At 31.4% G+C, this 13,015-nt stretch carries 8 protein-coding genes and 2 rRNA genes; 2 read left to right on the plus strand and 8 right to left on the minus strand.

The window, feature by feature from the left end; all coding sequences use genetic code 11:
• The 6 genes from HY951_14700 to HY951_14725 all read right to left on the minus strand — a co-directional run.
• The coding region (locus HY951_14700; GenBank protein ID MBI5541313.1) for a M4 family metallopeptidase at positions 1–1,830 on the minus strand (1,830 nt) is incomplete at its 3' end.
• Positions 1,831–1,958: 128 nt separating this feature from the next.
• Positions 1,959–2,396 carry a hypothetical protein gene (locus tag HY951_14705; GenBank protein ID MBI5541314.1) on the minus strand — a complete coding sequence of 146 codons (438 nt, stop codon included), beginning with the start codon at positions 2,394–2,396 and terminating at the stop codon, positions 1,959–1,961.
• A 23-nt stretch (positions 2,397–2,419) separates the two neighbouring features.
• The gene (locus HY951_14710) at positions 2,420–3,322 is read right to left on the minus strand and encodes a hypothetical protein (protein ID MBI5541315.1); all 903 of its coding nucleotides are present in this window, start codon (positions 3,320–3,322) and stop codon (positions 2,420–2,422) included.
• A 108-nt stretch (positions 3,323–3,430) separates the two neighbouring features.
• Positions 3,431–4,075 carry a lipoprotein signal peptidase gene (locus HY951_14715; protein ID MBI5541316.1) on the minus strand — a complete coding sequence of 215 codons (645 nt, stop codon included), beginning with the start codon at positions 4,073–4,075 and terminating at the stop codon, positions 3,431–3,433.
• Between the two features lie 102 nt (positions 4,076–4,177).
• Positions 4,178–4,555 (minus strand): TraR/DksA family transcriptional regulator, encoded by a 378-nt coding sequence (locus HY951_14720; GenBank protein MBI5541317.1) that lies wholly within the window; start codon positions 4,553–4,555, stop codon positions 4,178–4,180.
• Between the two features lie 39 nt (positions 4,556–4,594).
• Positions 4,595–7,954, minus strand: a complete 3,360-nt coding sequence (locus HY951_14725; protein ID MBI5541318.1) for an isoleucine--tRNA ligase — start codon at positions 7,952–7,954, stop codon at positions 4,595–4,597.
• Positions 7,955–8,148: 194 nt separating this feature from the next.
• Between HY951_14725 and HY951_14730 the strand changes: the two genes are divergently transcribed.
• Positions 8,149–8,532: a hypothetical protein gene (locus HY951_14730; protein MBI5541319.1), complete on the plus strand. Its 384-nt coding sequence runs from the start codon at positions 8,149–8,151 to the stop codon at positions 8,530–8,532.
• A gap of 317 nt (positions 8,533–8,849) precedes the next feature.
• Complete coding sequence (locus HY951_14735) at positions 8,850–11,747, plus strand: N-acetylmuramoyl-L-alanine amidase (GenBank protein ID MBI5541320.1); 2,898 nt, start codon at positions 8,850–8,852, stop codon at positions 11,745–11,747.
• A 651-nt stretch (positions 11,748–12,398) separates the two neighbouring features.
• Here the strand turns inward: HY951_14735 and rrf are convergent.
• Together rrf and HY951_14745 are read right to left on the minus strand one after the other, a co-directional pair.
• Positions 12,399–12,507: ribosomal RNA gene (rrf, locus tag HY951_14740) — 5S ribosomal RNA — on the minus strand.
• 52 nt (positions 12,508–12,559) lie between these two features.
• Positions 12,560–13,015: ribosomal RNA gene (locus tag HY951_14745) — 23S ribosomal RNA — on the minus strand; the annotation flags it as partial.

Here is a 13,015-nt window from a genome sequence, read left to right on the forward strand (position 1 = left end):
AACATTATAATTTCCCATAGAATTATAAGTGTGTGTCGGATTAACTAATGTACTTGTGTTTCCATCTCCGAAATTCCACGAAAATGAAGATGAATTATTAGACAGATTATGAAAGTTAACTGTAAATGGAGCTGAACAACCTGAACTAAAAGGAGAACTAAAGTCGGCAACTACTGATGGCACATACAAACTGCCTAATCCAACTGCATACATTGCATTGGTAACTGTTTCAACCTGAGGAGTACAAGCACCATATAAATCAATTGCAGAAATAATTGCAAAAAATCTGGCATCTTCGAAAGTAGAATTTGGAGTTAAATATACCGTTAACATCCTAAATGCAATTTCTGCTGCAGAATTTAATCCTATTCCATTTACAGAAAAGCTATTCCCAATGTCATTTGTACCAGATCCTCCTTGACTTACCAAATAAAACCAATAACTCAACACTGTACAATTAGTATGAACACCACCGTAATCTGCAGTTCCAGTATACCAATTTGTTCCATTATATGTATCCGGATCATTATATGAATTTGGATTTGACATTGATCGTATTATAAATCCAATATCTTCACCCATAGTCCAGTTAGCAAGAGACGGTTTTGCATAAAACTCAATAGCTGTTCCAAAAATATCACTAAATCCTTCATTTAATGCCCCTGATTCGTTCTGATATATGAGACCAGCAGTATTCTCATCAAGTCCATGAGTAATTTCATGACCGCAAATATCTAAGGCAGTAAAAGGAGTATTTGTACCATCTCCATATGTCATCCTTTGGCCATCCCAAAAAGCATTTCCAAAATCTACATCATAATGTACATAGCTTATAAGTTTAAAACCACTATTATCAATACTGTTTCTTCCATGATTTAGAAAAAAATAATCGTAAGTTTTTTCTGTACCCCAATGAGCATCTGTTGCAACTTCATCCTGCTGTGGATTAACATTATTCCAATTATTGTCTGTATCAACAAAATCAACTGCAGCACCATAATCGGTACCTGTAAGAACATTATAAGTTTCAATTCCATTACCACGACCTGATTCACGAAGCCTATAACTTCCATTATAACTATCAGTTGTTATTGTCTGATTTCCGCTATATTTTGTAGTTGCTGTTCCAGGCACATCTCCGAAATATAATCTTTGGCGAACATTAATAATCTTACCTGATATTGCATCAATAAAATATTCTTTTTTATCAATTGGTTTTTTTGCATATAATACTACACTATATGCTTTAGAATACACATTTTTAGCATAATTATATATCGTTAATTCAGGTGATGGATAATAAGTTGCAGCGGGGTTACCAGTCTCAAATTTCAATTGTTTTTCTTCTGATGCTTCCTCCCATTTATATGATACTGCTTTCATATTATTTTTAGCAATTTGAATAGCTTCATTTTCAGAAATCAAATTGCTTTCTGGTATAACTATATTATCAAATATATTTCCACTAAAAGAAATAACTTTCAAATCTTTGGTATGAAGAGTAAACACAGCTCCATCAACACTAATTCCTTTATATAATTGCTGATATTTATAATGAACATATCCTAATTTATCAACAGTTGAACTTATTAATTTAAAATTAATTTTTTCGGGAGTAATTAAATATTGCTTTACCCAACTTGAAAATTTAGAATAATCAAATTGATTGCTTTGTTCAAATAAGATGTAATCCGGAAAGTCTGAATTATTATTAGTTCTTACTAAAACAGACCCTGAAATTATTTTTTTTGCATCTTCTCCTCTATATTCATTTGCAACAATACTATTTGAAAATAATGCAATTATTAACACAAATATTAATATTCTCATAATAATTCTTTTTAATAAAGGTATAAAACATTTTTATTAAAGACTCACATTTTTATCACTTCAGATGCATTGGTGCAAAAAAAAACCGCATTCAGTTGAATGCGGTTTATATATATATTGAAAATATATTATTCTTTAAAACCAACTAATATTGAGACACAACCACTTTGAATTATCTCGCTTTTAACTTCAGCTTGTGGTACACGTACCTGAACAATTAATTGTTGAGTAGAATTTGATTTAAAATCCCAGAATTTTACAAAATCATGGTCTTTGTTATAGAATAATGTATTACGATCAGTATCCAATAATTTGAATTCTAAATTACCCAACATTTCCTGAGCACAAACATATATACGATAATCCTGACCACTATAAAAAGTTAATAATAATTCAGCTACATCCCCTTCGTTTAAAACTGCACTATTTAACTGACCATTATAAACATATGGCTTCAATGCTGGCATACACTCTTTTTTTGTAAAACCTTTACATTGCGCATTTACAATAAATGGGAAAACAATAACTAGTGCTACTATTGCTACTTTTTTTAATATACTATTCATATCTCGCTGAAGTTATTTTGTTTTTAATTACTTACAATTTTGTTTCTAATTGATAATATTACTGCTTTTATGTTTTCAAAAGTTGCTTTATCAATCATTACTGTTGCCTTACTATTTATTGTAGTAAGTTTCTTATTTTTTTCAGTAACAACATCTCCTTTTACATAATCAATTGTTACAGGCTCATAATTAGTTTTTAAATTTTCTAATAGAGGCAAATATTCTTGTAAATCTTTATCTTCCGGATATGATTTAATTAATTCAACTAAATTACTAAGCGAATATTTTTGCTCTCCTATTCGGGTAATAATATCCTTATTTTGCTCTGCTTCAAAATCAACAATTGAAGTAGAAATATAAAGTGCTTCAATCCATCCACCTAATATAATTAGGGTTGCAGTATTTCCCCTTTCATTTTCTTTAAGATAAGCATCTGCAGAAGCGTAAGTTTCAGTAACAATTTGCAATAACGAATCGCGATTATCCATATTAGTTTCCATTCTGCTAATTGCAAACGAACCTTGTTCTTCAGGAATATTTAATTCGTCGCATAACTTTTTAATTGAAGACAAATAATTAATTGATAACTGAATCTGATCAAATAACCTAACATAACTTAAATCACTTCCATAAACCCCAAGGTTTAAAGCTTGTTTGGGAAGATTCACATATTTACCAACTACTTTGTATGAATTTAATATTTCAGGTTTATATTGAGTTCCGGCCTTCTCAATAACAGAAGTCATTTCAATTGGCGAAGGGACATTATAAAATATCTTTTTAACTTTTTTTGAATGCTCATTATTTAAGTCGATATTGTTTAAAGAGTCATTTTCAACCTGATTGGAATCACTTGAAAAATTGCAACCTGTATTAAAAATAGCTGCAGTAATTACTGTAAACAAAATTAATATGTATGTTTTCATCAATATTTTTTTAATTTTTCTAGACTAAAAAACAATTTTATTATACGACGCTAGACAAAATTAGTTCCAAAAATAACTATTATTTTAAAACTTTCTTCATTTAATAAATTATAAATCCTCCAATTTGGTTTTTTCTTCTTTTTTAAAAAATCTTTTTTGAAAAAGTATTATCAATAAAACCCCAATGGTTATTGATGAATCGGCTAAATTAAAAACTGGCCGGAAAAAAGTAAAACTTTCTCCTTTCCAGAATGGAAACCAACTTGGGAAATGCCCTTCTATTATCGGAAAATATAACATGTCAACTACTTTCCCATGTAGAAAAGAAGAATATCCTCCTTCGGAAGGAAAAAGAGCTGCTGGAACACAATCTGAACACAGAAATTGGCTTTCGCTAAAAATCATTCCATAAAAAGCACTATCAATAATATTCCCAAAAGCTCCTGCCCAGATTAAAGCTGCACTTATTACCAATCCAATATGTTCATTTTTTTTGCATAATATATATATATACCACCCTATTCCAATTACTGCAAAAATTCTTAATAAGCTTAGTAATATTTTACCAAACTTACCTGCAAATTCTAACCCGAATGCCATTCCATTATTTTCAGTAAAGTGCAAATAAAACCAATTCCCAAAAACACTATACTCTTCACCTAAAAGCATGTGAGTTTTAATCCAGATTTTAAATAATTGGTCGGCAATTAATACTATTAATACTATTAAAATTGCTATTCGTAGTTTTTTCATTAATTTTTTTAAATGTTTGCAAAAATAGCTAAAACTCAATGAAAAAAAAGACCGAAACAAAAGTTCCGATCTTTTAAAAAGTTAAATAACGTTTAATTTAATCTATTTCTGATTATTCTTAGCATCAATACTTAGTGTAGCATGTGGAACTGCTCTGAGTCTTTCTTTCGGGATAAGGTTTCCAGTTTCACGGCAAATACCGTATGTTTTGTTTTCAATACGAACTAAAGCTGCCTGCAAATGTTGAATAAACTTTTCCTGACGTTGAGCTAATTTACCTGTTTCCTCTTTTGAAAGAACATTTGCACCTTCTTCTAAGGCTTTAAAAGTTGGTGAGGTATCTGTAATATCATTACCGTCGGTATTGTTTAATGCAGATTTCAATATTTCGTAATCTTTTTTTGCTTTTTCGAGTTTTTGCACGATTAGTTCCTTGAACTCCTGCAATTCTTCGTCAGAATATCTTGTTTTTTCACTCATAACTATTTTTTTATCTGTTTGTTTTTAAATCATTTCGAATCATGCTTTGGAAACCCACAACTTAGTCGAAATGTTATTGTCAATTTCTACGCAATGTGCATCAATTTGTTCCAACTTATCGGATAAATTAATTGAAACAGCTAATGTTTGAGAACCAATATATGATTTATGAGATACAACCGCCTCATCTATAATTTCTTGTCTTTCAATTTCAATATTAATTTTATCAGTAACCTCGAATCCACTTTCTTTTCTAATATTTTGAATTCTATTAACTAATTCTCTTGCAACTCCTTCTGATTTTAAAGCATCTGTAATATTAATATCCAATGCAACAGTTATTGCTCCTTCATTTGAAACTAACCAACCCGGAATATCTTCTGATAGAATTTCAACATCAGACAGTAATATTTCAAACATCTGATTTTCTGCATTAACTGCAAAACTTCCGGTAGCTTCAATTGCCTTAATATTTTCTTGTGTCATTGCAGTTATTGCAGCAGCAACAACTTTCATCGACTTACCGAATTTAGGACCAAGAACTTTAAAATCTGGTTTAATTTTTTTAACTAAAATCCCTGAAGTTTCGCGAAGTAATTCCATTTCCTTAACATTAACTTCAGCAAGAATTAGATCTTTAACAGCTAAAAGTTTTTCAGCAAAATCTTCATTTAATATTGGAATCATTATTTTGCTCAATGGCTGTCGAACTTTAATGTTTACTTTACGTCGAAGTGCCAATACCATTGAAGTAACTTTTTGAGCAATATTCATTCTTTCTTCCAATGATTTGTTGATAAGCTCCTCATTAAAAATTGGGAACGTTGTTAAATGAACCGATTCGCTTTTATCTTTTTCTGACACACTATTTAAATCTCTGAATATTTTATCTGAATAAAATGGAGCAATAGGACTAGCCAACCTTGCTATAGTATCCAAACAAGTATATAAAGTCTGATATGCAGAAAGCTTATCCTCATTCATGTCTCCACCCCAGAAACGTTTACGGTTTAAACGCACATACCAATTGCTAAGGTTTTCTGAAACAAAATCCTGAATTTCTCTACCTGCTTTTGTGGGTTCATAATTCTCATAACAATTCTCAACTTCTTTAATTAATGAATTAAGTAAAGAAATTATCCAACGATCAATTTCAGGACGATCTGATATTTTTACTTCAAGTTCTTTTCCTGTAAATCCATCAACATTGGCATATAATGCAAAAAACGAATATGTGTTGTATAATGTTCCGAAGAATTTACGGCGAACTTCATCAGCTCCTTCAATATCAAATTTTAAATTATCCCATGGCTGTGCATTAGTTATCATATACCAACGAATAGTATCAGCACCATATTTAGCAATCGCTTCAAATGGATCAACTGCATTACCTAATCGTTTTGACATTTTGTTACCATTCTTATCAAGCACTAAACCATTTGATATAATATTTTTAAATGCAACAGAATCAAATAACATTACAGCAATTGCATGAAGAGTAAAAAACCAACCACGTGTCTGATCAACACCTTCAGCAATAAAGTCTGATGGATAATATTCTTTAAAATCAACTTTGTGTTCGAATGGATAATGCATTTGCGCATATGGCATTGCACCTGAATCGAACCAAACATCAATCAAATCTGTTTCGCGATTCATTGGCTTACCAGAATCTGAAACAAGAATTATACGATCTACATACGGTCGATGCATATCGAATTTTAAATAATTCTCTTTTGAAAAATCTTTTTCATTGAAATCTGCTAAAGGATTATCTTGCATAAATCCTGCTTTTACAGATTTTTCTATTTCATTCTTCAATTCTGCTAATGAGCCAATACAAATTTGTTCTTCTTTATCTTCTGTAACCCAAATTGGCAATGGTGTTCCCCAATACCTTGAACGAGATAAATTCCAATCAACTAAATTTTCTAACCATTGTCCAAATCTGCCTGTTCCGGTTGATTGTGGTTTCCAGTTAATAGTTTTATTTAGTTCAATCATCCTCTCCTTTACAGCAGTGGTTTTAATAAACCAAGAATCTAAAGGATAATATAAAATCGGCTTATCAGTTCTCCAGCAATGAGGATAAGAGTGCTCGTATTTTTCTACTTTAAAAGCTTTGTTTTCTTTCTTAAGTAAAATTGCAATTTCCACGTCAACAGTCTCAGTTCCGGCAGGAATAGAATCGTCATATTCATTCTTAACAAATTTCCCTGAAAAACTGCCACAACCTTCAATAAATTTACCTTGTTTATCAACTAATGTTAATGAACCAAGACCATTTATTTTTGCAGTTCTAAAATCGTCGGCTCCAAAACTTGGTGCAATATGCACTATTCCGGTACCATCTTCAGTTGTAACAAAATCAGCACTAACAACCTTAAAAGCATCTCCATCTACAGGTTGTTGCCAAGGCATTAATTGCTCATATCTTGCACCGGAGAATTGCTTTCCAGTATATTCTGCAATTACTTTAAAAGGAATATTTTTATCACCATCTTTATAATCTGCAAATTCAAGTTCAGCATTCTTTTCATTAAAATAGTATGAGAATCTATCTTTTGCAAGAATTACAGTAATCGGTTTAAAAGTATATTGATTATAAGTTTTAACTTTTAAATAATGTATTTCTTTTCCAACAGCAAGTGCGGTATTTGAAGGAAGAGTCCATGGGGTAGTAGTCCAAGCTAAGAAGAATAATTCAGAATCAACATTTTCAAATAAAAATTCTGATTCATTATTTCTTACAACTTTAAACTGAGCAACAGCTGTTGTGTCTTTTACATTTTTATAACAACCTGGCTGATTGAGCTCATGAGTACTTAATCCAGTACCGGCAGCCGGTGAATATGGTTGAATCGAATACCCCTTATATAATAATCCTTTTTTATAAAGCTCTTTTAATAAGTACCAAAGTGTTTCAATATATTTATTATCATATGTTATATATGGATCTGTCATATCAACCCAGTAACCCATAATTTTAGTAAGTTCCTCCCATTGATCTGTGAACTTCATTACATCTTTTCTGCAAGCTTCATTATATTCTTCAACAGAAATTGATTTGCCAATATCTTCTTTTGTAATACCTAAACTCTTCTCAACACCAAGCTCAACAGGCAAACCGTGCGTATCCCAACCTGCCTTTCGACGAACTCTAAAACCTTTTAAAGATTTATAACGACAAAAAATATCTTTAATTGACCGAGCCATAACGTGATGGATACCTGGAGTACCATTTGCAGAAGGGGGTCCTTCATAAAAAACATAATCTTTGCTATCTGAACGTAATGAAATACTTTTTTCAAAAGCCGACTCTTCTTGCCAACGTTTTAGTATTTCGACATTTATTTCCGAAAGATTAAACTGCTTGTATTCACTAAACTTCTTTACCATAACAAATTCCGAATCCTTTAATTTTTTTGCAAAGATATAAATTTGAAACGATTTTTTAGTTGGATTAATTACTAATTAATATATGTATAAATGCTATTTTAAATTTCTTTATAAAAGCTAAAACAAGTTAATACCACTACAATTTTTTGTGGTTTAAAGAAAAATAGAGTAGGTTTGTAAAAACAAATTGTTTTATGAGAATTCAAAAAAATATTTTAGTTGCAATTTTAGTTTTTATTACAGCTGTTTCATGCACAAAATATGAGGATGGACCAATTATTACTTTTAGGGGTAAAACTGTTAGGTTAACTGGCACATGGAAATATGAATCAAGAATTGATGTAGCACAAAATATTGTTGTAACAGAAAATCTACCCAATACATTATATACTTATTCAAAAGATGGAACCTACTCTGAAAGTACAAATAATAATGGAACATGGAGGTTTTCAGGTTCTGTAGATTTAGTCGTAAAAGATAGTTTACAAGTAGAAGTTATATGGGAAATTTTAAGACTTTCTAATAAAGAGCTGTGGCTGAGGAAGGATAAGATTGAACATCATTTTTTAAAAGAGTAAAATAAATTACCAGTTACAAACTCAACCCTACCACTTACAAACTTAGTACAACCACTAGTAAATTAACAATTCACTTTGAACTATTACCACTTTTCAAATCAAAAGAACTGTTTAAATTTGCAACAGGGATTATTTTTGAAAATGTAACCTCTTGCAACTAGCATTGAATAGTGCGAAGTTTTTTGGATTCGATAAATTCACCAGATAAACTTCGCACTTTGCTTTTATTTAAAACAAAAATTTATTGTTATTTAATAAATCTAAACTATTGACCATACCGTTTAGTTAGTGTACTTTTGTAAAAATTATTAACCACTATGAAAAGTATAATTAAAATTTCTTTGGCATTATTTTATATAACTATTTCTATATTAACATGTCAATCCATTTCATATGGACAAAACAAAGAAATCAGTTCAATTCCAGAAGCAAAAATTATTGTGAATAAAAAGAATAATTCACACGCAACTCAAACATCAGTTCAATGGGAGATTTCAGATAATATTCTACCTAAGAATACTTTTTCATTAAACATTCCGGATGGTTTTACATGTTTAGGAATTGGACTAAAATCAAGTTCAGATATTCAACCTAGTTCAATTATTATTGAATATAGGTTCTTAACTGATAACGGTTGGACAAAGTACTATGAAACTCATGGAGATATTTCTCCAAAAGAAACTCCAACAAAACTTTTTTGGACAGATTTAATTTTTACACCAACACAAGAAGGTTGTAAAACAATAGAATTTAAAATACAAAGTGAAAACTCTTCCATTGATATTAGTTTTATAAAACTTGATGCATATTTTATTGAAAAAAGTATAGAAGGAATTAATAAAAATTACGATGAAATAAAAGCAACTTGTCCACGCAGACCGCTAGTAATACCAAGGTCTACCTGGCTAGATCCTTATTACTCACAACCTGCATATACTTCAACCATCATAAATCCAACACATACAGTAATTCATCATGGTGCATCACCTGACACATATACTGATGGTGCAGCAGTTGTTAGATCATACTGGAATTATCATGTTAACTCTAACGGATGGTCAGATATAGGCTACAATTATCTTTTCGACAAATATGGTAATGCATATCAGGGTAGACAAAACTCAAGTCCAACAACTCAGGATGTAAATGGGGCACATGCAGGTGCATCAAATCCATATTCATTAGGAATAAATTTTTTAGGAAATGCTGATGTTACACTTCCTACAACAGTTCAACTTGATACAGTTATGCAATTTTTAGCATGGTGGTACGATTGGAGAGGTTATGATCCTACGACTTCTGCTTCAATGATACTTCAAAGCACAGGAACATCAAGTGTTGTTCCAAGAATTTTGGGACACAAGGACACTAATATTGGCGGTACAACATGCCCTGGGACTACATTATATGCCGACTTACCTTCAATTCGCACAGGAACCAAGGCAATAATTGATGCTTGTACAGGAGCTGCTAATCCTATTAATCTAGCAACAGGAACACCAGGTTGTCCAGATAATTCTGTCACATTTAACTGGCAAAATTCCGGAACAGGATGGTATATTCAAATTTCAAATTCATCTGCTTTCACAAACCCATATATCAAATGGGTATCAGGTTTAACAACGTACACGGGACCTTTAGGATTTGTTTTACAATCAGATGGGATAACACCTTTATTATTTAGCAATTCAACTACATATTATTGGAGAATCTGGAATGGTTCAACATTTACAGACGGACCTTCTTTTTCAACTTTAAATTGCGATAACACAGCACCTACAACATTAATTAGTTCATCCAATACATGGAAAACTACTGACTTCATTGCTACATTTACTGATAATGACAATATTGGAATTGAGAAATCATTTTATCAGGTTCTTGATTTTGATGGCACATATTGGGGTGCAAATGCGAACAATGGCTTTTTTGCAGATAATTTTGATATACAGCAGCCTAATTGGACAAATGCATTAGGAACATGGAATGTAAATACAGGTGAATTAATTCAGACTAATGAGACAGAAGGAAATTCTAATTTTTATGCTGCATTAAATCAAAATTTATCAAATCGTTATTTGTATCATTTCATCGCAAAAGTTGAAGGAACCGGAACAAATAGGAGATTTGGATTTCATTTATTCTGTGATGATGCAAGTCAAACAAATCGTGGAAATTCATATTTTGTATGGTTCCGTGTTGAAGGACAAACAATGGAATTCTTTAAAGTTGCAGGAAATAGCTTTACCACTGCTTCAAGTATTGTAAATAATGTTATAACCACACCTGGTCAATATTACGATTTTAAAATTACATACGATAGAATTTTAGGAACGATATCAGTTTGGCGAGATGATATTTTTATGGGAAGCTGGACTGATCCAACACCATATTCAACAAATGGAAATTACATAAGTTTCCGTTCAGGAAACAGTAAATTAACAGTAAACGAACTTAAAGTTTATCGTTCTAGATTATCAACTGCAAATATTACCATTGGCAACAATACAAAAGATATACGATATCAAAACCCCAATCCATCGACTTTTGGGGCAAAAATTAAATCAATTGTAGTTGATGAGAACAATAATCTTTCTTCCATTGCTTATCATGATTTAAATATTGATTGGACTACACCTTCTAACGCATCAATTTATGATGGAATTTCATCTGATATTGATACAATTAATGATAATACTATTGCTTCTGCAAATTGGACAATTACTACTGATCAAAATTCAGGAATTTCTGAATACTGGTATGCTCTTGGCTCAACCTCAGGAGGAAATGATATTATTGACTGGACAAATAATGGAACAAACAACACATTAACATTAAATAGCTTAAATTTAATTTATGGTAACCGTTATTATTTCTCAGTAAAATCTTTAAATGGTGCTGGACTCTGGTCAAATATTGTAACAAGTGATGGCTTTTTAGTTTTATTGCCAGAAAATATTAATCCGTTAGAAAAAAGTAAATTCAAAATATTCCCAAATCCATTTACAGAAAGTGTAAATATAGTTTTTGATACACCTTTTAACGGATTTATTAGTTTAACTGATAATACAGGCAGAACTATTTATTATGAAAACGTTGAAAACCAAACAAGTCTAAAAGTTATTAAATTAAATTATTTAGAAAAGGGATTATATTTTATTATGCTAAAAACAAATAATGAAGAAATTAAAACCTTTAATTTAATTAAGAAATAAATTTTAATCCTGACTTGAATTATGTTAATTCGAATTCATTAGTTATCCATTATTAAAGGAAATAGAATTTAACATCCATTACATACGGCTTAAAACAACAGACTAATTTAAAATTAGTAGTATTAAAGAAAAAATACTTACACTGCAAAAAAGTATTTGGAGAAATTCCAGCATTAGCTTATTTCAATTCTTTTAAGTTACTATAAGGGTTCCATTTTGGAAAATATTAAAAGAAAAAGTATACCAGCTTTATAAGCTAAGTTCTAATTTTTATACTTCTCAATCTTTTAAAGAATTGCAAAAATATGACGGAATAAGAAAAACTGACACTAACTGTGTAATATATATCAAAGTTGCTGAATAGAAATAAAAGAAATGAAAAAGGATTTTTTATCAATACTTAAAACTAATATTGAGCATACTAGAAGATATTAAACCCTAAAATAAAAGAGTGGAAAGAAATTAGACCATCATATTATAAAATACACAGATTCCATTTTTTAAGAACTGATCAAACTTATAATTGAACTTATAATTGAACTTATAATAAAAAAGCTAACACATTGTATTAAAAAAATCTGACTATTAAAATAATCAGATATAATCTTTTATAAAATAAAAAAGCCTGGAAAAATCCAGGCTTTAAATGAAAGTCGGCAACGACCTACTCTCCCGCAATTGCAGTACCATCGGCGCTGATAGGCTTAACTTCTCTGTTCGGTATGGGAAGAGGTGGAACCCCATCGCAATAGTCACCTTAAGACCTTCAATACTGAATGACGTACGGAAGAAAACATTTAAATATCTTTCTCGAAAGTAAAGTTTCGGGCAATTAGTACTGCTCGGCTTTGACATTACTGTCTTTACACCTACAGCCTATCAACGTTGTAGTCTGCAACGACCCTTTAAGGAAATCTCATCTTGAGGTTGGCTTCGCGCTTAGATGCTTTCAGCGCTTATCCAGTCCAGACGTAGCTACTCTGCAATGCAGCTGGCGCCACAACAGATACACTAGAGGTCTGTCCGACTCGGTCCTCTCGTACTAAAGTCAGGTCTTCTCAAATTTCTAACGCCCACCACAGATAGGGACCGAACTGTCTCACGACGTTCTGAACCCAGCTCGCGTGCCACTTTAATGAGCGAACAGCTCAACCCTTGGGACCTTCTCCAGCCCCAGGATGTGACGAGCCGACATCGAGGTGCCAAACCTCCCCGTCGATGTGAGCTCTTGGGGGAGATCAGCCTGTTATCCCCGGAGTACCTTTTAT

The sequence above is a fragment of the Bacteroidia bacterium genome (assembly GCA_016218155.1).
GTDB lineage: Bacteria > Bacteroidota > Bacteroidia > Bacteroidales > GWA2-32-17 > GWA2-32-17.